This is a genomic window from Mycobacterium spongiae, assembly GCF_018278905.1.
In the GTDB taxonomy this organism is placed as follows: Bacteria; Actinomycetota; Actinomycetes; order Mycobacteriales; family Mycobacteriaceae; genus Mycobacterium; species Mycobacterium spongiae.
The window spans coordinates 3,912,434-3,932,566 of the sequence record NZ_CP046600.1 but is presented as its reverse complement, the minus strand read 5'-3'; the positions used below and the strand labels follow the sequence as shown (position 1 = coordinate 3,932,566).

Below are 20,133 nucleotides of genomic sequence, written 5' to 3'. Positions count from 1 at the left end.
ACCCGCAAGCGAGGGGGGCCCCAGCGCGGACCGCATCGTCGCCGGGCTCGGCCATCGGTTAACCTGGCGACCCATGGGCATCGTCGGTGTGGGGATCGACCTCGTCTCCATTCCTGATTTCGCCGAGCAAGTCGACCAACCGGGAACGGTGTTCGCCGAAACCTTCACCCCCGGCGAGCGCCGCGACGCCTCCGACAAGAGTTCCTCGGCGGCACGTCATCTCGCGGCTCGCTGGGCCGCGAAGGAGGCTGTGATCAAGGCCTGGTCCGGATCGCGATTCGCCCAACGGCCGGTGTTGCCCGAGGGCATCCACCGCGATATCGAAGTGGTCACCGACATGTGGGGACGACCGCGTGTGCGGTTGACCGGGGCGATTGCCACGCACCTGGCCGATGTGACTGTGCACGTGTCCCTGACACACGAGGGAGATACCGCAGCCGCGGTCGCCATTCTTGAGGCCCCATAGACCGTGTCTGCGCCCGCTACTCGCGGGCCAAGCTGCGCGCGTAGCCGGCGCCCATGCCCAACAGCACCAGGCCCACCACAATGAAGGCGGCCACCCGAAAAATGCCGTCCAGGGTGGCCAGATCGAAGAGGAACAACTTCATGGTGGCAGCCGTGGTGAGTGCCAACCCAGCGGTGATCGCTTCGGCGCTTCGCCGACGGCCGGGCCGCCGCAGCGCATAGACGAACAACGCGGCCGCCATGCCGATCCAGCAGATGGTGGCCGCCATGTGCCCGGCCAGGAACCCGCCATTGATGCCGCCGACGAGGACTCCTGCGGTCACAGTGAACGCGGTGACGGCGTACACCACCGCCGCTCCGGCAGCGGCGCCCAACACCCTGCCCAGATCAGGATGTTCGCGCCGGACATCGACGCATGCCCTCGTCATCACGATGGCGAACGCCGCGATGAGCACGCTGGCTGCCAGGGTGGACACCGCGTTGTGAGTGGGCACCACCGTCGCGGTCGTGAGTGTGCGGGGCGGGGCATAGCTGAAGAACAGGCCACCCCCCACCGCACCGAATCCCGCTGCAGCCCATCGTGCGACGGCGTTGCGGCCGGCGATGGCGACCATGCCGGAGATGATCGCCAGCGCCAGCAGAACCGGGCCCCCGACGTACCCCTCGAAGGCCGCGATGACGGCAACCAGTGCCGAAATCGCCGACCACGCCGACCAGACCCGGCTGACGATCATGGGGAGCGCAGCGACGACAACGATCGCCAGCATGCCCGCGGCCAAGGCAGCGGCCAGGACGGCGGCCAGCGCGCGACTGACTCCGATTCCGCTGGCCAGCACCGGCAAGGTACCCGCGGCAGTCACCACCGCTAGCCCGGCCACGTTGTTGGTGGACGGCATCAGGATCAGGCCACCCGCAACGGCGAGGACCGCGGCCACACCGCAGGCGCCGCCGAGCAGCCACGGGTTGTCGTGGCTTCCCATGGCCAGCAGCGCCACCAGCGGCGGCAGGCTCGCGGCGGCGATGCGGGCCGCGTGCATCCATGCCCAGTCCTTGCCGAGCTGCACCGGCAGCGAGGCTGCCGCGAGGGCCAGCATGAAGCTAACGAGCAGCAGGTCGACACCGCCGGCGACGATCGGCGCGACACCGATCAGCGGCACCAGGACCAGTAGCCCCAGTGGTTCGGAGTCCCACTGCCGGGCCAGGGCCAGTCCGGCGCCGCCCACCACAGCCGCGATCACGAGACCTGCCGGTTCGGGCAGCCATTCATAGATGGTGGTAACCGCGATGACGTCCAGGTAGGCGGCGGCAATGCCGGTGGCGGCCAGGGCAACCGCCCCTATCCGCCCACCGGGGCGACCGGACAGCCGGGTGGCAACCCCAACGAGCGCGATCGACAGCGCGGCGCCACCAGCCACCCGGACCTCTGGCCGCAGCAGTCCGGCCTGCGCGGCCAGGACGAGCAGTAGCGCCACGCCGACCAGCGTCACGCTGACTCCCGCGACGGCGAGAAGCTTGCCGATCCAACCGGATTCGGTTCCGGCTGGCTGCGCGTCGCGTTGTCGTGCGGGTGCAGCCGGTGGCGTGGGGGGCGGGGGGCCGAGCCATGTACTGGCCGGCCGTGGCGCCGGTTGGGTAGCTGCCGGCGGCGCAGCCCCCGGCGGCTGTTGCCAATAGGGCTGCCAGTACGGCTGCCAATACCGAGCCGCATATGCTGGCGGTGGTGGTGGCGCAGGGGTGCCGGCCGGCGGGGAGAAAACGCGGTCAAGTTCGCCGAGTTCGCTTGATACTCTTGCCATCTGATGAGATAGCGCGGCGAATTCTCGGGAAAGCCGGCTGATAACCGCACGGTCGGTCCGCTGCGCTTCGCTCATGGTTTCCACCCTGCCGGGCTAGGCGCCGAAATGGATGAGTAGGACTACCCAATTGCTCCTTCGAGCGCCCCGACACCGCGGAGGTGGGGGAAGCAAACCTTGGAAAACGCGGGATGCGCTGCACCGGATCGCGATACGCTCGCTGCCTGAAGTGTTTGGTGCTGCGTCATCGTCCGGGCCGATGAGGCGTTGGCAGTGATGCGAGGAGGGTGTGATGGCGTTTGTGGTGGCGTGCCGGAGGCGCTCTCGGCTACCGCATCAGAGCTAGCGGGGATCGGTTCGGCGATCAGCGCGGCGAACGCGGTCGCGGCGGCCCCGACGACGGGGGTATTGGCGGCGGGTGCCGATGAGGTGTCGGCGGCCATCGCTGCGGTGTTCGGCGCGCACGCTGCGGGCTATCAGGAGCTCAGCACGCAGGTGGCGGGTTTTCACGAGCAGTTTGTGCAGGCCTTGACTGGTGCACGTGATGCCTACGCGACCGCCGAGGCGGTCAACGCGTCGGCGGCGCAGAGCGTGCAGCAGGACGTGTTGGCCATGATCAATGCGCCCACGCTGGCGTTGTTGGGGCGCCCGCTGATCGGAAACGGCACCAACGGAGCCCCGGGGACCGGCGCGGACGGCGGGGACGGCGGGATACTGATCGGCAACGGCGGCGCCGGGGGGTCCGGCGCGCCCGGTCTGCCCGGCGGGGCCGGCGGGAACGCCGGGTTGTTCGGGGCTGGCGGGGCCGGCGGGGCCGGCGGGCTCACCAACGGCGGGGGCGACGCGGGCGCCGGGGGTGCCGGCGGCGCGGGCGGATTGCTGTTCGGCGCTGGCGGGGCCGGTGGGGCCGGCGGGCTCACCAACGGCGGCGGCGACGGCGGTGCCGGCGGGGCAGGCGGTGCCGGCGGCCTGGTGTTCGGCGAGGGCGGTGCCGGCGGTGACGGCGGGCAAGACGCTGACGGGGGTTCCGGCGGTAGCGGCGCGCTGCTGTTCGGCAACGGCGGTGTCGGCGGTGTCGGCGGTGTCGGCGGCGGCACCGGTGGAGCGGGTGGCGCTGGCGGGCTGTTCGGCACCGGGGGTGCCGGCGGGGCCGGTGGATTCGGTGCTATCGGAGGTACTGGCGGGATGGGCGGCGCCGGCGGGCTGTTCGGCGCCGGCGGCGGGGTCGGCGGTGTCGGCGGGGCGAGCGGCACCAGTGGGGGCATCGGCGGGGCTGGCGGCGACGCGGGACTGTTCGGCGCCGGCGGCAACGGCGGTGATGGCGGGTTTGGCGCTGTCGATGGGGGTACGGGCGGGGCCGGCGGCAACGCCGGCACGTTCTCCGGCGCAGGGGGCGCCGGCGGTGCCGGCGGCGCTAGCAGCAACGCGGGTGGTACCGGCGGTACCGGCGGGGTTGGGGGCAACGCCGGCTGGCTCTCTGGCGCCGGGGGCGCGGGCGGTGCCGGCGGGATCGCCAGAATCGGGTCGGGCGGTGCCGGTGGGGTCGGCGGCGCCGGCGGCCTACTCGCTGGTGCCGGCGGTGCCGGTGGTGCCGGCGGGTTCGGCAACTTCGGGGACGGCGGTGCTGGAGGGACCGGCGGTGCCGGCGGCCTGTTCGCCTCCGGAGGAGCCGGCGGTGATGGCGGGTTCGGCAGTACCGACGGGGGTGCCGGTGGGGTCGGTGGCAATGCCGGCATGCTCTTCGGGTCCGGCGGCGGCGGAGGGGCCGGCGGCACCGGCTTCAACGGCGACGGGGGTGCCGGCGGTGTCGGCGGCAACGCCGGAATGCTCTTCGGCTCTGGCGGCGCCGGAGGTGCCGGCGGCACCGGCCGCATCGGCGCGGGTGGGGCTGGTGGTGGTGGCGGCACGGCCGGGTTGATCGGCAACGGCGGCGACGGCGGCGCTGGCGGACAAGCCGGCCCCGGCGGTGCGGGTGTCGGGGGTGACGGCGGATTTGGCGGTGCCGCCGGGCTGATCGGCGACGGTGGGAACGGCGGCAACGCCGCGACTGGCCCGGGCGGCTCGGGCACCGCGGGCGCCGGCGGTGCCGGCGGGCAGTTGCTCGGCCAGAATGGAATCAGCGGATTGGTGTGACTCGCGGGCCCGCGGTCGTTCATCGCTCTAGGGTTGTCCACTGAATTCACTTGTGCAACTACGGATCTAACCTCCGCCGACGGTGGCACCCGACAGCCTCCCGTGATAGTATTCGAACATGCGTTCGAGTAGCCGGGAGGGGATCGTCGGCGCGTTCAATGACCTCGAAACCGCCGTCAACCGAGTCCTGGACCTGTCCTGCGATGTGCTGACCACCCCGGAATGCCTGGTGATGCTGGACCGCTGCGAGAAGGTGCGCCGCCGGCTGCCGGTGGCCGAATACCCGTTGATCAACAAGCTTGCCGAACAAGCCGATGCCACCGAGCTGGGCGGCAAGCTGTCGTTCGCATTAGCCCAGCGGCTCCACATCACCCGCTCCGAAGCATCCCGGCGCATCGGCGAAGCTGCCGATCTAGGGCCGCGCCGCGCGCTCACTGGCGAGCCGTTGCCGCCGCTGTTGACCGCCACTGCCGAGGCCCAACGCGCCGGGCGCATCGGGGGCGCTCATGTCCGGGTGATCCGCAGCTTTGTGCACCAACTCCCCAGCTGGGTAGATCCGGCTACCCGTGAACAAGCCGAAGCCGACCTGGCCGTCCTCGGCGGCCAGCACCGCCCTGACGAGCTGGGCACGTTTGCCACAAAGATGGCCGACTGCATCAACCCCGACGGCAACTTCACCGACACCGACCGCGCCCGCCGCCGCGGCATCACCATCGGCAAGCAAGGTGCTGATGGCATGTCGGCGATCACCGGCTACCTGACCCCGGAAGCCCGCGCGACCTTCGACGCTGTCGTGGCCAAGCTGGCCGCTCCGGGCATGTGCAACCCGGTCGATCCCGCCCCCTGCGTCAGCGGCACTCCGTCACGATCCGCGATCGAGTCCGACACCCGCAGCCTCGGTCAACGCAACCACGACGCGCTGGCCGCCGCACTGCGGGCACTGCTGTGCTCGGGGGAGTTGGGCCAACACAATGGGTTGCCCGCCTCGATCATTATGTCCATCACCGTGGCCGAGCTAGAAGCCGGTGCCGGGCAGGCGCTTACCGGCGGCGGCAGCATGTTGCCGATGACCGATGTGATCCGGCTGGCTTCCCACGCCCATCATTACCTACGCATCTTTGCCAAGGGCCGCGAGCTGGGTCTGTATCACGCCAAGCGCATTGCGTCACCGGGGCAGCGAATAGTGCTGTACGCCAAGGATCGTGGCTGCTCGTTCCCGAATTGCGAGGTCCCTGGCTACCTCACCGAGGTGCACCATGTGACGGACTTCGCCGAATGCCACCAAGCCGACATCGACGACCTCACCTTGGCCTGCGGTCCCCACCACAAACTGGTCACCTCCGGCGGCTGGAAGACCCGAAAACTCAACGACGGCACCACCGAATGGATCCCCCCAGCACATCTCGACCACGGACAACCCCGCACCAACAAGTCCTTCCACCCCGAGAAACTCATGGGTGCCCTCGTCCAAGGCGACGGCGATCCTTAAGACCCACGTCAATCATCCAGCCCGTGCTCGATGGCGTAGCGGGTCAACTCCACTCGGTTGGCCACGTGAAGCTTGCGGAACGTCGCTTGGACGTGGTTTTCCACGGTGCGGTGGCTCAGCGAGAGCTTTGCGGCGATCTGCTTGGCGGACAATCCCTTTGCGACATAGCGCAACACCTCGGTCTCGCGCTCGGTGAGGCTGGGCGGAGCCGGCCCCGAGTTTGTGCTGGTGGCAATGCGCCGGTATTCGCCCAAAACCAGTCCTGCCAGGTTGGGGGTGAACACGGCGCGCCCGGCCGCGGTGGCCCGGACGGCCTGACAGAGCTCGGATTTCGATGCGCTCTTGACCAGGTATCCGGTCGCACCGGCTTTGACCGCTTCCAGGACGTCGTCGCGCTCGTCCGAGGCGGACAGCACCAGCACTCGGGAAGACGGCGAGACCGTGAGCACCTCTGTGGTCGCCTGCACGCCATCACCGTCGCTGAGTTGCATGTCCATCAGCACCACATCGGGCTTGACCACCGCCGCCCGCCGTCGCGCGGCCGCTGCGCCCTCGGCGGTGGCAACCACGTCGAACCCATCCTCTGCGAGGTCGCGGGCGACCGCGTCGCGCCAGATCGGATGGTCATCGACGACCATCACCGTCAGTGCTGCGTCCTCAGCCATGACCCCGCTCCTTCGGGTCCCGGCGGGGCACGCACAGCTCCCACTCGGTGCCCTCGCCCACCTCGCTGCGCAATTGTGCGCTGCCACCCAGTGACGTCAACCGCCCGACGATCGATTGCGAGACGCCGAGGCGCCCCTGATCGGCCGCCTCCCGCAGCCTGCCGGCGGCAATGCCAACGCCATCGTCGCGAATGCTCACCATGACGGCGTCGCCCAGGTCCTCCAGCAGCACGAACGCCCGCGCGGTGGGCCCGGCGTGCGAGCGCACGTTGTCCAGGGCATTGCCCACGGCTGCATCCAGCTCCGTGGCGACATCCCGGTCGAGCGCCACCGGGGTCCCCGGCAAGCTCAGGGACACGCGGTCGCATGCCCTGCGGCGCAGCAGCGTACCCATGTCGACGGTCTGCGCAGCCTCGTCGTCGAAGTCGGTCGCCGTGACCCATCGTCGCAGCGCTCGTTCCTGCTCGCCGGCGAGTTCGGAAAGTTGGGATGCGGCGCCGCCGATCTCGCGACCGCGCTTGGCGACCAGCGCCAGTACCTGGATGACGCCGTCATGGACTTGGCGGGAAAGTCGCTCGCGCTCTTTCAGTGCTGCCGACAATTGGGCTGCCCGCTGCAGGTCGTCATGGGCGCGTCGTGCTGTTCGAGCGGCCATACCGACCGCCAAGCCGACCGCCAGCTCGATGATCATGGTGGCGTCGCGCCCGAGGTTGACGTTGACATAACCCGTGACTGCCTCGTTGGCGGCTGTCACCACCACGCCGGTCAACATACCGCCGGCCGGGCCGAACTGGAGTGCCGCGGAAATCGTGGCGTTGGTGGCCCACAACGTGGTCGGCCAGGTCTGGTTGTCGAGCGCCCACTGGTCGGAGGCGACCACAACGGTGGAGAGCATCAGCAGGACAACGATGAGGATCTCGGCGATCACCCACCCCGGCCTACGGCCGAACCCACGCAGGTAGGCGATGGCACACGCCGCACTCCACCCGACCAGCACCGTGAACAGCAGCCAACCCAGCCCGGGCCGATCCAGATCCGAGTTGACCGCGATCTGGTAGCCCAGCGCGTAGATGCAGCTCAGCAGCCGGAACAGCTGCGCCGCCCGCCACAGCGGGGCAGTCGGGTCGGGACCGCGGGTGGCCACAGGGCAAGCTTAGTTAGTCTCGGCGCATGACTGATCTGGTTGAGCGGGTGCGCGAGGTGTTGCCGTCAGTGCGGCGTGATCTCGAGGGTCTGGTGCGAATCGAATCGGTGTGGGCCGACCCCGATCGGCAAGGTGAAGTTCACCGAAGCGCACAGGCCGTGGCGGAGCTGTTGGCACAAGCGGGTTTTGATGATGTGCGGACGGTCAGTGATTCAGGCGCGCCGGCGGTCATTGCCCGATATCCGGCCCCACCGGGAGCGCCCACCGTGCTGTTGTATGCCCACCACGACGTGCAGCCCGAAGGCGACCACGAACAATGGGTGTCGCCGCCTTTTGAGCCAACCGAGCGCGACGGAAGGCTTTACGGCCGGGGCAGCGCCGACGACAAGGCTGGCATCGCAACGCATTTGGCGGCGTTTCGCGCACATGGAGGCCGACCTCCGGTGGGTGTGACGGTCTTCGTGGAGGGTGAGGAGGAGTCCGGATCGCCGTCGTTGGGCCGACTGTTGGCCGCCCACCGCGACACCCTGGCCGCCGACGTGATCGTCATCGCCGACTCCGACAATTGGAGCACTGACATCCCGGCGCTGACGGTGACCCTGCGAGGGATGGCCGATTGTGTCGTCGAGGTCGCCACCCTCGACCACGGGCTGCATTCCGGGTTGTGGGGAGGCGTGATTCCCGACGCGCTCAGTGTTCTGGTGCGGCTGCTGGCCAGCCTGCACGACGACGAGGGCAATGTGGCAGTGGCCGGGCTGCATGAAGGCACAGCGGCCCCCGTCGATTACCCACCGGAGCGGGTGCGTACCGATTCAGGCCTCCTGGAAGGGGTCTCGGAAATTGGCTCGGGTTCGGTGCCGCAGCGGCTATGGGCCAAGCCGGCGATCACTGTGATCGGCATCGACACCACACCCGTTGCGGCAGCATCGAACACACTGATTCCGCGGGCGCGGGCCAAGATCAGCATGCGGGTCGCGCCGGGCGGCGACGCGGCGGCCCACCTGGACGCACTGGAAGCTCACCTAAGGCGGCACACCCCGTGGGGCGCACAGGTCGACGTCACGCGCGGCGAGTTGGGGCAGCCATACGCCGTCACGACGACGGGACCGGTCTACGACGCCGCGCGATCGGCCTTCCGTCAAGCGTGGGGTACTGATCCCGTCGAGATGGGAATGGGCGGATCCATTCCGTTCATCGCCGAGTTCGCCGCTGCGTTCCCGCAGGCAGCGATCCTTGTGACTGGGGTGGAGGATCCCGCAACACAGGCGCACAGCGTCAACGAGAGCCTCGATCTGGGAGTGTTAGAGCGTGCCGCGATCACCGAAGCGCTGTTCTTGACCGAGTTGGCCTGATTGCGGCGTCCCCGCGTGACGTCCGACAGCGGAATCTACATCGACAAGTCGCGGCGAAGCTTGGCGACATGGCCGGTGGCCTTGACGTTGTACTGAGCGAGGGCGATCGTACCTGTCTCGTCGACAACGAAGGTGGATCGGATCACGCCCTGGACCGTCTTGCCGTACATCTTCTTTTCCCCGTAGGCGCCCCACGCTTCCAATACCGTGCGATCGGGATCCGACAGCAGCGGGAACGTCAGCCCCTCGGCGTCGCGGAACTTTGCGAGCTTGGCGGGCGGGTCCGGCGAGATCCCGACAACGTCGAGGCCCTCTTGGTTGAACTCGCGCAAGTTGTCGCGGAAATCGCAGGCCTGTTTGGTACATCCCGGTGTCGAAGCGGCGGGATAGAAATACACCACGAGGCGGCGTCCCCGGTAGTCGGCGAGCGACACCGTGTTGGCGTCAGCGTCTGGGAGGCTGAAGGCTGGCGCTGTGTCTCCGGGCGCCAATCGTGCAGTCTGAGTCACCGCTTCAGGGTAGTGCGTCCGGCGCGCCCGCCCGCTCAGTGTTCTCGTTGTGGGGCAGGCCTGCGCTTTCGCGCCGGGCATAGCCGGGCGGTCTGGGGCACTGCTCTAGGGTGGTGCCTCAGGTGCATAGCCCGACTTGGAGGACAGACACGTGGCGGATCGCGATCCCGACACCATTAAGCAGGAGATCGACCTCGCCCGCGACCAACTGGCCGCCACTGTTGATTCCCTTGCCGAACGGGCCAATCCCAGCCGCCTCGCCGATGACCTCAAAGCCAAGGCGCTCGATTTTGTGAGAAAGCCCATAGTGGCGGCTTCGCTGGTCGGTTGCGGGGCCGTCACCATCGTCGTGGTGGTCCACAGGATCAGGAATCGTTGACCCAAGGGTCTCCATGGGGTCAGGGTGCGCCGTCAGGGTTTCGAACCCCGGACCCGCTGATTAAGAGTCAGCTGCTCTACCAACTGAGCTAACGGCGCCTGGATCCACCTAGCCAGGGGAGACTAACAGGCGTTGCGGCCCACGGTGAAATTTCCGACACCTAACCGTTGTCAGAACCTCGCGGTAGAATCGCCTGCCGGCCCCTAGACTATTGGCGAGTCTACAGTTACAGCTCCGCGGCCCAATGGGGAAGGGGCCCACGCAGTGGGGGCCCACTGGCTGACGGGGTCCAGTCGTTGAGAGGCCCAATGGTTGCCGGGAACCGGTGTCGGAAGGGAGGTGGGGAGGCATGGGCAAGAACGGCTTCATGAGACGTCCAGCTCGGCGTCGAGCCTGGCTAGCTGCGTTTGTGATGCCCGCCCTCGTGTTGGGCGCCGGTGCGTGTAGCACCGGCGGAGGGACCCCGCCGGTGAAGGTCATCTTCGACAAGGGCACACCGTTCGCCGATTTGTTGGTCCCCAAGCTGAGCGCCTCGGTGACAGACGGTGCCGTTGGCGTCGCTGTGGACTCACCCGTGACACTGGCCGCCTCCGACGGCGTGCTCTCGGCGGTCACCATGGTCAACGAGAACGGCAAGTCGGTGAGCGGTCAACTCAGCGCCGATGGTGTGCATTGGATGACCGACGAGCCGCTCGGTTACAACCGCAGCTACACGCTGAACGCCACGGCGCTCGGGCTGGGTGGCGAGGCGACCAGCGAGTTTACCTTCGAAACGACTTCCCCCGCCCACCTGACGATGCCCTACGTCGCGCCGCTTGATGGCGAGGTCGTGGGTGTCGGCCAGCCGGTGGCGATCCGGTTCGACGAGAACATCGCTGACCGGGCCGCTGCGGAGCAGGCGATCAACATCACCGCTGATCCACCCGTGGAGGGCGCGTTCTATTGGCTGAACAACCGCGAAGTGCGTTGGCGTCCACAGCATTTCTGGAAACCAGGCACATCGGTTGACGTGGCGGTCAACACCTACGGTGTGGATCTGGGTGAGGGCATGTTCGGCGAAGACAACGTCAAGATGCACTTCACCATTGGTGATGAGGTCATCGCGACCGCTGACGACAGCACCAAGACGATCACCGTGCGGATCAATGGCGAAGTCGTCAAGACCATTCCGACGTCGATGGGCAAGAACAGCACGCCGACCGCTAACGGCATCTACATTGTCGGCCAACGGTATCGCCATATCATTATGGATTCGTCGACCTACGGGGTACCGGTCAACTCGCCCAACGGATATCGCACCGACGTCAACTGGGCGACGCAGATTTCCTATAGCGGCGTCTTCGTGCATTCCGCGCCGTGGTCCGTGGGCGCTCAGGGCTATACGAATACCAGTCACGGGTGCCTCAATGTGAGTCCAAGCAACGCCGTCTGGTTCTACGACCACTTCAAGCGAGGCGACATCGTCGAGGTGCTCAACACAGTTGGTTCCACGCTGTCTGGGGTCGACGGGCTCGGCGACTGGAACATCCCGTGGGAGCAGTGGCGTGCGGGAAACGCTAACGCCTAGGCGCACTGTCGCCCGGAAGGGCGGTTAGGCTGAATCATGCCTGCAGACGCCGATCCCGTGACCGTGCTCAGCGAAGACGAGAGCTGGAGCTTGTTGTCAAGCGTGTCGTTGGGTCGGTTGGTGACGATCCTGGACGGGCAGCCCGAAATCTTTCCGGTGAATTTCGTCATCCAACGACGGACGGTGCTGTTCCGGACCGCCCAGGGCACCAAGTTGTTCAGCGCCGTGATGGGCGACCGCGTAGCTTTCGAGGCTGACGACCACACCGCCGCCGGCGGGTGGAGCGTGATCCTCAAGGGCAGGGCGCATGTGTTGTCAGCCACCGAGGAGATCCTCGAGGCCGAGGAAACGCCGCTAATACCGTGGATCCCGACGATGAAGCCGCTCTACGTTCGGGTGGTCGCGTTGGAGATCACGGGCCGGCGATTCGAGTTCGGTACTTAGCCGAAGCGCCCAAGCCGGTTCCTATCTGCTCGAGGCCCTACTTGCTCGGATCAGGATCGTCGGTGCGGCCGGCGGTGACTGATGGCCTCGGCCACTTCTTCTTTGGTTATGTCGGGGTCACGGGGACCGGTGTCCGGGTGCAGCACCCGTTCTTCTCGCATGATCTCCCGCTGTACTTCTTTGTCACCAGCGTGGGCGGGCGCGTCGGTTGCCGGTCGATCGTCGGGATAGTCGGCGTCGTAGGCGAGGACCCGGTCGGCTTCCGCAACCGACTGGGCGTTGCGTTGCTGCCGGGCTTGCAGCGTGCTGACGATCACGAGGGTCAACCCGACGAGGCTCGCTCCGATACACGCCCACGCGACGATTGCGTTGCTGGTGACAACCGCGGCCATCAGCGCGCCGATGGCGATGATGGCCATTGTCAGTGCGACGATCTGCATAAATCATTCCCTCTGAACCCACCGGGTCTCTACCTAGTGGCCGGCCTATCGATGCTAACGCGCGAGGCGTGGGATTGGCACCAGCACTGGTACCACGTTAGCTAGCCCCCGCGGAGGATGGCGGATTGGCTTGCCGCCGCGAGGGGGCTTGCCATGAGCACGCGAAGGTTTCTGCGGCGTTCTTCGATGCTCTGTTGCGTTGTGAGCGCCCACACGAGCTCACTGACGAAAATCCGGAAAAACCATTCGGTGAGCTCCGGTACCGACATCGCCGCGTCGTCGCGAACACCGATCTCGTCGGCGAAGGCCTCGATGGGTGCCGCAACCTGGTCACGCAGCGCCGGGGATGAGGTAATGAAGCGCAGCATCTGGTCCGCCGACGCACCGGAGTAGTACGACCGCAGATGGTGATCGCCGGCCGCGATGTCCGTCGCGGCGATGATCCCCTCAACGAGCCGATCCAGCGGGCGGGCTTGGGCCGCGACCCGCTGTCTTATCGTTGCGCTGAGCCGAGCGCTCCGATGCACGAGAACGGCCTCGACGAGATCACGCCTGGTCGCGAAGTATCGATGCACGTTCTGCCGGGTGCAATCGGCTTCAGCAGCGACCTGGCCGATGCGCAGGCCGGCGATGCCAACCTGGTTCATCACCCGCTCGGCTGCGCGCAAGATGTCGGTTCTCGCCTGGTCGTAGTTCGCGGCCTGCGGATCGGCGCGCCACGGCTTGGACTCGGGGTTTCGTTCATCGTGCACCGGGCTCAACCGTAGTGCGATACCCATGGGTACGAACGTAGGCGCTTGCCGATCACTTGACAAATCGTAATAATGTCAAGCATGACGGTTGCTGTCCACACGGGTGCTGTCGAGCAGCTGGCAGATCAGGGCTACTGCCTGCTCACCGATCTGCTGGCGTCCGACGTTCTCGCTGAACTCACCGCGGTGTTTGAGAAGAATTTCACGCAGGATCAGTGGGGCCGCAACGAGTTTGAAGGGCGCCGGACTCAGCGCATCTATTCCTTACTCGCGAAATTCCCGATCGTGGCGAACCTTGTTGAGCACCCGGCGATCATGAAGCTGCTACGGCTGCACCTTTCTGAGTCGGCGATTTTGGCTGCGTGCCAAGCGACGAGAATCCATCCCGGCGAGACTGCGCAATCGCTGCATGCCGATGACGACTTGGCCGGAGTCGCCCGCCCACGACCACCCTGGAGCCTCTCGGTGATGTGGGCGCTCTCGCCCTACACGCCGGAGAACGGCTCGACACTGCTGGTGCCCGGCAGCCACAAGTGGGAGGACGGCCGCAAGCCCGATGCCGACGAGATAACGAGCCTCTCGTTCGATCCGGGCTCGGCGCTGGTGTGGCTCGGTGGGGTGTACCACGGAGGCGGCGCCAATACGTCCGCGGAATCGCGGACAGGTATCTCGATCATCTACTTCCAGCCGTGGCTACGTCAGGTCGAGAACATGGTCCTTGCCGTTCCGCCCGCTAGCGCAGCGCAGTACTCCGAGACTGTCCAGCGCCTGCTCGGCTACGGCGTCGCTCAACCAACCTTCTTCGGTCACGTTGACGGGCGCGATCCGATCAAGCTCATCAACGAGGCAATTACATGAGACCCGGTGACATCGATCTCAGCGATCCAGGCGCTTTTGCCCAAGGGTTCCCGCATGACTACTTCGACATGCTGCGCGCGCAGGATCCGGTGTCCTGGAACGAATCACGGTTCGTCAGCCCAGACCACGATGTCGAGCAGCGCGGCTTCTACTCGGTGACCCGCCATGCCGATGTCGTAGCGGTATCGCGAAACCCCGAGGTGTTCTCCTCCGCGAAGGGGGGCGTCCAGATCCTCGATCGGGATGAAGAAGGCCTACAGCACGTCAGAGCGATGCTGTTGTCGATGGATCCGCCGGAACACGTCGACTACCGGCACTTGGTGAACCGGGGCTTCACACCGCGACAGGTTCAGGCCTTGCGTCCCCGCATCCGCAGCGCTGCCGCGGCGATCATCGACAACGTGGTCGATCGTGGTGAGGGCGAGTTTGTCACCGAAGTCGCGATGCACCTACCGATGCTGTTGATTTGCGAACTCATGGGTGTACCGACAGCTGACCAGCAGAAGATCTTTGACTGGTCCAATCAATTGGTCGGTTTCGATGACCCCGGATACAGCGACCCTGAGGCATCGCCGATGGACGTTGCGATGCGGGTGTGGATGTACGCCCATGAACTCGCCGAGGAAAAGCGACGTCACCCTGACGACACGCTCATCAGCCAGTACGCCAACGGTGAGGTCGACGGTCAGGTCACTACCGAAATGCAGCTGAACAACTTCTTCGTGTTGCTAGCGATCGCGGGAAACGAAACCACCCGCAACGCCACGAGCCATGCGATTCGACTCCTGCATGAGAACCCCGATCAAAAAGCGCTGCTGCTCAGCGATATCGATCGATATCTGCCGGGCACCATTGACGAGGTGCTGCGCTGCAGTCCTCCCGTTATTAGCTTCAGGCGCACGCTCACCCAGCCCGCCACGCTCAACGGAGTCGAGCTTGCCGAGGGAGACAAGGTGGTCATGTGGTACCCCTCGGCGAACCGCGACGAGGACGTCTGGACCGATGTGCACCGCTTCGACATCACCCGCGACTCCACCAAGCACCTCACGTTCGGCATCGGCGAGCACTTTTGTCTGGGCGCTGGTCTGGCCAAAATGCAGCTGAACTGCATTCTCGGGGAAATCATGAAGCGAATGCCGAACATCGCCGTCGTCGGCGAGCCAGCGCTCTTGCGGTCCAACCTCGTCGCCGGAATCAAGACAATGAACGTCACCTGGTAGCGGAGGTCACCTGCTAGCAGAGGCCGCACGCACAGCCAGCGCCGCTCGGGCCAGGCTGTAGCCGAACAGCGCCGTCAGGGCGAGCTGCAGCGCTCGCACTGGCGCGACACTTGGCCCGGACAGGCGGCCTGACCGCACTGCGTGCGAGTCGTTGGCCATCAGCCCACCAATCACGGGCACGACCGTGATCGCCAGGACACCGCGGCGCTCCAGGGGCCGGCGGTCGGCCCACAGCAGCAGCAGCGTCCACCCGGCCATCAGCGGAGCGCCGGTACGCAGCGCGTAGGCGAAGCCGGGCGCAGAGCGGTCGACGCTGCTGTCGAAGCGCAGCGTCGGACCATAGAGCTGCGGTACGGCCATACCGATCGCCGCGACGGCGTCGACTGCTGCACCCGCGTGGTAGCTGCGTCGTAGCCAGCGGACAGCATTGGCGGCCCGGTCCGCTGATTCCCCGAGATCACGTTCGGCAGGCATCTGCTCATAGTATCCGCGCTCATCTCTCGCTGGTGAGTTTGCCAGGGTGTCAGCGGTGCCGCTCGTCCACCTGGTGATGCACGGAAGGTCTTGTGCGCGAGTGATTTACCGGACCGTCCATCACAGGAGCCTCCTGGGTCCATCGCGCAGCAGGGTGGACGCGTGGCGCACCACATCGTGGACGATGTCCGCTGCCGGCTCGATGGTGTCGATCAGGTCGAGGGCTTCGCCGGCGAACAGCACCCGGGTGGAGAAATCGTCCTCGGCGGATGCCTGGTAGCGGGCGCATTGGGCGGCCTTGTCGCGGTTCAGCCCGTCCAGATCGTCGTGCCATTGCTCAGTCAACGTGTTGGCGATAGCGCGACCGGTGAAGGACGCAGGCCAGTCGAGATCGCGGACAACGTCGAAAACTCTGGTGCGCAGAGTCTGATCGCCCCCGGTGGCGACCAGCCGTTCCTTGGCGGTCACGGACCCCTGCGCCTCGCTACTCGCCAGGAACCGCGTGCCCAGCATGACCCCGTCAGCGCCGAGCATGAGTGCCGCTGCCAGGCCGCGGCCGTCCGCGATGCCGCCGGCCGCCAGGATGATCTGCTCGGGTCCGGTCACGTCACGCACCGCGGGAAGTAGTGAGGTCAGTCCCCGGTCCCCGCCATGGCCTCCCGCCTCCTGTCCCTGAACCACGATGACATCGACGCCAGCTGCATGCGCTTGCCGGGCCTGCGCGAGGCGTTGGATTTGCCAGATGGTTGGCACCCCGGCCTCCTTCGCCGCCGCCACGATCGGTTCGCCATCGCCAAAAGACACCATCAATGCCGACGGCCGGTGCGCAAGCACCAGATCAACGAGATCCATTCGGCGCAGCACGCTCCAGGTAATGAATCCGACGCCCACCGGCGTATCGCCGGCGTCGTCAAAGGCCTGTTCGAGCCAGGCGGCGTCGCCGTAGCCGCCGCCGATGAGGCCGAGGCCTCCGGCATTCGACACGGCCGCGGCCAGGTGCCCACCGGAGACGTTGCCCATCGGTGCCAGCATGACTGGATGCGGGACCTTGAAGCGCTCAGTAAAGCGCGTCGCGATCATCTGCTCCATCGATATATCCCCAGCTGGTGTAGCCGCTCACGCACGATGCATCGCCGAGAGTAGCGAACTCGGCGCGCACAAACGTCCGACCGTTGGGGTGAGTGACGGGACTCGAACCCGCGACCCCCAGGATCACAACCTGGTGCTCTACCAACTGAACTACACTCACCATGGCCGCTGGCCAGCCGGCGAGGGCTAACGAACGGCGACGTCGATACTAACCGCTTCCCCGCTTGTCGGCCGAATCGGTTTCGTCCGGTGCGTCTGCTTGGTCTTGAAGTTCGTTGGTCACCGCCAAGATGTCGTTCGCCGTGGGCCCCGGCGGAGACACGAACGCCGTACGCCGGTAGAACTGCAGCTCGCGGATGGATTCGTGAATGTCGGCGAGCGCGCGATGAGCGAGCCCCTTGGCTGGCTGACCGTAGTAAATCCGCGGGTACCAACGTCGGCAAAGTTCCTTGATCGAGCTGACGTCGATCATCCGATAGTGCAGGTAGGAATCCAGCGACGGCATATCGCGGGCAATGAACGAGCGATCGGTGGCGATCGAGTTGCCCGCCAGCGGTGCCGTCTTGGGTTGCTTCACGTGCTCGCCGATGTAGTCGAGGACCATCGTCTCGGCCGTGGCCAGGTCAACGGTGGATGCCTTCACCTCGTCGGTCAGACCCGACCGCGCGTGCATGTCGGCGACTACGTCGATCATCGACGCTAAAGCCGCGTCATCGGTGTGGACCACTACGTCGACTCCGTCGCCGAGAATATTCAGATCGGCATCGGTGACCAGCGCCGCGATCTCGATCAATTTGTCCGACCCGAGATCAAGCCCCGTCATCTCGCAGTCGATCCATACCAATTCGTCACGCACAGCGCTCAGCGTAAGCCCCGACTTGCGGTCGCCGCTGCGTCCCCCTGACAAGTACCGGGGGGGGGCGTGGCGGGCTCGCCAGGCGAATCTCGGTCGCCCCTGGGACGGCCGGTCAGAAGTGGCCGCAGTTGGGTGTGGTGGGTAGGCCGTTGAAGCGGTCGGTGATCCATTGCATGCCGCGTTCGCCGTCGACGAACAAGGTCAGCACGTGGTTGGTGGAGGTCTTGTTGAGAAACGGCGGCTGTTCGTTGGTCCAGAACTGTACGTCGGCGCCCTGGGCGCACCAGTCGCGGCCGAGCTGGTTGGCTTGGGTCCATGGCACCAACGGGTCATAGCGGTTGGCATCGATGAACACCGGTGCGGTCGGCTTATAGCGCCCGATCCGCTGTGCATCGAAGAGGGTCTTGAACGGCTCCTTTGCGACCAGCTGGTAGAGGTCTTCGGTGAAGTAGGGCTGCAGATGGCGGAACAGGAATTTCAGGCCCGTTTCCGGGACGCACTGGTGTCGGGTCTTGGCGAGCAGATCCAAACCGCGGGGGGTCATCTTGTCGTAGAGCACCTCCGCGAATTCCGGGTACGCGTAGATGATGCCGTTGATCAAATAGCCAGCCACTCCGACCAGCGCGTTGCCGTCGAGGTAGGGCAGCAGTTCGACGAGGTCGGCCGGCGGCGCCCCGGAGAAGGTGCCCACCACATCAAGGTCGGGGGTGTAGGTGGCGGCGAGTTCGGCCGCGGCCGCCACCGCCCCACCGCCTTGGGAGTAACCCCAGAACGCGACCGGGCCATGGCGCTCTAGCGAGGTGTTGGGCAGGCGCTGGGCGGCGCGGGCGGCATCGAGCACCGCGTGTGCTTCGGAGAGCCGGTTGACATAGGTGTGCACCCCGGGGGTGCCCAGGCCTTCGTAGTCGGTCATGACGATGGCGAAGCCGCGGGCCACCATGGTCGCGACGAAGGTCTCTTCGTAGTTGGGCGCGAAATCGAGAAACGGTGACCAGTGGATGCCCTGGTTGAACAACCGTGATGGCGCGCATTGGTCGCCCTGGCCCTGGGTGCCGGGGGCGTAGCTCAGCAGTGGGCGTGGCCCGTCGCCCGGCCAGGGATTGTCCGGCTCGAAATAGGTGCCGGTCACCGCGATCGGGTTGCCGCGAGAGTCGATGCTGCGGTACATGATGCGGGTGCCCGTCGCCAGGATCGCCCCGAGCTGTCCCGAGGGCTCGAGCACCAACCGCGATGGCTCGCTGCGAATCAGATCGCCGGGCCGACCTGCTGGCAGCGGGTCCGGTGGGGTGTAAAACGCCACATACTCGCTTTGGTCGCCCTCGACATCGAAACCATCGACGTCAGCACTCGCGGGTGCTGTCAAACCCGTTGCAGTGCAGAAAAAGACAAGTACGGTCACGCTTAGCGATCGCACCCAGCCAACAACCGGACGGGGGCTGCGGCCCGACGGCGATGTCATCGTCTCGCCCGATCCTAATAACCCTGTTATCGGGGTCATGTTCCGATGGTAGGGGATTGGAAGTCTTTGTCAAAAAGGCCCGGAGTGGAACGTACAGGTGCGTGTCCCGCCGTTGCGCAGCCCAACGCTGGCCGGGTCCACCTCCGCGGCACCTCTGTAACGGCCTATGTGGTTAGAGTTGGCGAAACCGTCGGCTCCCTATGTGAAAATGGCAACGATGCCGCAAGGAAGGACTCCACAAGACCAGCCCAGCGTGCGTGACGATCTGCTGCACGCCGCTATCAGTCTGCTCGACGACCACGGCCCGGATGCGTTGCAGGCCAGAAAGGTGGCCGCTGAGGCCGGAACCTCGACGATGGCGGTGTACACCCATTTCGCCGGAATGCGCGAGCTAATCACAGAAGTCGTCGCCGAAGGTTTCCGGCAGTTTGATGCGGCCCTGACTGTGCCGCAGACTGCTGATCCGGTCGCCGACTTCCTGAGCGCTGGCGTCGCCTATCGGCGCTATGCCATTGAGCGGCCGCACATGTATCGTCTGATGTTCGGCAGCGCCCCCGCACAAGGCATCAGCGCACCTGTTCCCGACGTCCTGGCGCTCACGCTCTCGGAGATCTACCAGAGCTTCCCTGCTTTCGGACACGTGGTGCGTGGGATGCACCGGTCAATGTTGGTGGGACGTATTTCGCTGGGTCCCAAACCTGACGACGCGGCCGTCGAATCAGCAGCAGTGGCCGCCGCCGCCCAATTCTGGGCGTTGATGCACGGGTTCGTGATGCTTGAATTGGCTGGTTTTTTCGGGAGCGAGGGCTCGGCATTCGCCCCGGTGCTCGCCTCGATGACCACGAACCTACTGATCGCCATGGGCGACCAGCCCCAGCAGGTGGTCCAGTCACTGCTTTCGGCCTTGGGCACCAGCTGACGATACGCACCGCGCGTCCGCAACCGATGAATGAATGACGTTGAGCCCCGGCACTATTCTTTCTACTCGCACTATGCGAACCACCCTGGCCCTGCCCGCGGCCCCACCATTGGTTCCAAGGCGGCG

General features: G+C 66.2%; 20 protein-coding genes and 2 tRNA genes. 10 read left to right on the top strand and 12 right to left on the bottom strand.

The window, feature by feature from the left end; all coding sequences use genetic code 11:
• The first annotated feature begins 73 nt into the window (after window positions 1-73).
• A complete protein-coding gene (gene acpS, locus F6B93_RS15940; RefSeq protein ID WP_211695938.1) occupies window positions 74-466 on the top strand; it encodes a holo-ACP synthase AcpS in 393 nt (130 codons plus the stop codon).
• Between the two features lie 16 nt (window positions 467-482).
• On the opposite strand, the gene F6B93_RS15935 is transcribed toward acpS, so the two are convergent.
• Window positions 483-2,336: a DUF2339 domain-containing protein gene (locus tag F6B93_RS15935; RefSeq protein ID WP_211695937.1), complete on the bottom strand. Its 1,854-nt coding sequence runs from the start codon at window positions 2,334-2,336 to the stop codon at window positions 483-485.
• 198 nt (window positions 2,337-2,534) lie between these two features.
• Between F6B93_RS15935 and F6B93_RS15930 the strand changes: the two genes are divergently transcribed.
• Together F6B93_RS15930 and F6B93_RS15925 are read left to right on the top strand one after the other, a co-directional pair.
• Entirely contained in the window at window positions 2,535-4,391 is a 1,857-nt protein-coding gene (locus tag F6B93_RS15930) for a PE family protein (RefSeq protein ID WP_211699543.1), read from the top strand.
• Window positions 4,392-4,509: 118 nt separating this feature from the next.
• A complete protein-coding gene (locus F6B93_RS15925; protein WP_211695936.1) occupies window positions 4,510-5,880 on the top strand; it encodes an HNH endonuclease signature motif containing protein in 1,371 nt (456 codons plus the stop codon).
• A gap of 8 nt (window positions 5,881-5,888) precedes the next feature.
• Here F6B93_RS15925 and F6B93_RS15920 read toward each other — a convergent pair whose 3' ends face one another.
• Both F6B93_RS15920 and macS read right to left on the bottom strand, forming a co-directional pair.
• Complete coding sequence (locus F6B93_RS15920) at window positions 5,889-6,545, bottom strand: response regulator (protein ID WP_211695935.1); 657 nt, start codon at window positions 6,543-6,545, stop codon at window positions 5,889-5,891.
• Window positions 6,538-7,689, bottom strand: a complete 1,152-nt coding sequence (gene macS, locus F6B93_RS15915) for a MacS family sensor histidine kinase (protein ID WP_211695934.1) — start codon at window positions 7,687-7,689, stop codon at window positions 6,538-6,540. Before macS ends, F6B93_RS15920 begins: the two co-directional genes overlap by 8 nt.
• Before the next feature lie 26 nt (window positions 7,690-7,715).
• Between macS and F6B93_RS15910 the strand changes: the two genes are divergently transcribed.
• Window positions 7,716-9,041, top strand: a complete 1,326-nt coding sequence (locus F6B93_RS15910; protein WP_211695933.1) for a dipeptidase — start codon at window positions 7,716-7,718, stop codon at window positions 9,039-9,041.
• Between the two features lie 35 nt (window positions 9,042-9,076).
• On the opposite strand, the gene bcp is transcribed toward F6B93_RS15910, so the two are convergent.
• Entirely contained in the window at window positions 9,077-9,550 is a 474-nt protein-coding gene (gene bcp, locus F6B93_RS15905; RefSeq protein WP_211695932.1) for a thioredoxin-dependent thiol peroxidase, read from the bottom strand.
• A gap of 151 nt (window positions 9,551-9,701) precedes the next feature.
• Between bcp and F6B93_RS15900 the strand changes: the two genes are divergently transcribed.
• On the top strand, window positions 9,702-9,929 hold the full coding sequence (locus F6B93_RS15900) for a DUF3618 domain-containing protein (protein ID WP_211695931.1): 228 nt from the start codon (window positions 9,702-9,704) through the stop codon (window positions 9,927-9,929).
• Window positions 9,930-9,954: 25 nt separating this feature from the next.
• Here the strand turns inward: F6B93_RS15900 and F6B93_RS15895 are convergent.
• A tRNA-Lys gene (locus F6B93_RS15895) sits at window positions 9,955-10,027 on the bottom strand.
• Between the two features lie 251 nt (window positions 10,028-10,278).
• Here F6B93_RS15895 and F6B93_RS15890 point away from each other — a divergent pair.
• Entirely contained in the window at window positions 10,279-11,496 is a 1,218-nt protein-coding gene (locus tag F6B93_RS15890) for a L,D-transpeptidase (RefSeq protein ID WP_246540806.1), read from the top strand.
• Window positions 11,497-11,532: 36 nt separating this feature from the next.
• Window positions 11,533-11,940: a pyridoxamine 5'-phosphate oxidase family protein gene (locus tag F6B93_RS15885; protein WP_211695930.1), complete on the top strand. Its 408-nt coding sequence runs from the start codon at window positions 11,533-11,535 to the stop codon at window positions 11,938-11,940.
• 50 nt (window positions 11,941-11,990) lie between these two features.
• On the opposite strand, the gene F6B93_RS15880 is transcribed toward F6B93_RS15885, so the two are convergent.
• Window positions 11,991-12,380, bottom strand: a complete 390-nt coding sequence (locus tag F6B93_RS15880) for a hypothetical protein (RefSeq protein WP_211695929.1) — start codon at window positions 12,378-12,380, stop codon at window positions 11,991-11,993.
• A gap of 101 nt (window positions 12,381-12,481) precedes the next feature.
• Window positions 12,482-13,159 carry a TetR/AcrR family transcriptional regulator gene (locus tag F6B93_RS15875; protein WP_211695928.1) on the bottom strand — a complete coding sequence of 226 codons (678 nt, stop codon included), beginning with the start codon at window positions 13,157-13,159 and terminating at the stop codon, window positions 12,482-12,484.
• 54 nt (window positions 13,160-13,213) lie between these two features.
• Between F6B93_RS15875 and F6B93_RS15870 the strand changes: the two genes are divergently transcribed.
• Both F6B93_RS15870 and F6B93_RS15865 read left to right on the top strand, forming a co-directional pair.
• Window positions 13,214-13,990 (top strand): phytanoyl-CoA dioxygenase family protein, encoded by a 777-nt coding sequence (locus tag F6B93_RS15870; protein WP_211695927.1) that lies wholly within the window; start codon window positions 13,214-13,216, stop codon window positions 13,988-13,990.
• On the top strand, window positions 13,987-15,210 hold the full coding sequence (locus F6B93_RS15865) for a cytochrome P450 (RefSeq protein WP_211695926.1): 1,224 nt from the start codon (window positions 13,987-13,989) through the stop codon (window positions 15,208-15,210). The genes F6B93_RS15870 and F6B93_RS15865 overlap by 4 nt, the downstream gene beginning before the upstream one ends.
• A 6-nt stretch (window positions 15,211-15,216) precedes the next feature.
• Here the strand turns inward: F6B93_RS15865 and F6B93_RS15860 are convergent, their stop codons facing one another.
• From F6B93_RS15860 to F6B93_RS15840, 5 genes are all read right to left on the bottom strand, one after another.
• Entirely contained in the window at window positions 15,217-15,684 is a 468-nt protein-coding gene (locus tag F6B93_RS15860; RefSeq protein ID WP_211695925.1) for a hypothetical protein, read from the bottom strand.
• Between the two features lie 120 nt (window positions 15,685-15,804).
• Window positions 15,805-16,773, bottom strand: a complete 969-nt coding sequence (locus F6B93_RS15855) for an NAD(P)H-dependent flavin oxidoreductase (RefSeq protein ID WP_246540804.1) — start codon at window positions 16,771-16,773, stop codon at window positions 15,805-15,807.
• Between the two features lie 84 nt (window positions 16,774-16,857).
• A tRNA-His gene (locus tag F6B93_RS15850) sits at window positions 16,858-16,933 on the bottom strand.
• A 48-nt stretch (window positions 16,934-16,981) separates the two neighbouring features.
• A complete protein-coding gene (orn, locus tag F6B93_RS15845; protein WP_211695924.1) occupies window positions 16,982-17,629 on the bottom strand; it encodes an oligoribonuclease in 648 nt (215 codons plus the stop codon).
• Between the two features lie 112 nt (window positions 17,630-17,741).
• Window positions 17,742-19,088, bottom strand: a complete 1,347-nt coding sequence (locus F6B93_RS15840) for a lipase family protein (RefSeq protein ID WP_211699540.1) — start codon at window positions 19,086-19,088, stop codon at window positions 17,742-17,744.
• Window positions 19,089-19,296: 208 nt separating this feature from the next.
• On the opposite strand from F6B93_RS15840, the gene F6B93_RS15835 reads away from it, so the two are divergent.
• Window positions 19,297-20,007 carry a TetR/AcrR family transcriptional regulator gene (locus F6B93_RS15835; protein WP_211699539.1) on the top strand — a complete coding sequence of 237 codons (711 nt, stop codon included), beginning with the start codon at window positions 19,297-19,299 and terminating at the stop codon, window positions 20,005-20,007.
• Window positions 20,008-20,133: the final 126 nt, after the last annotated feature.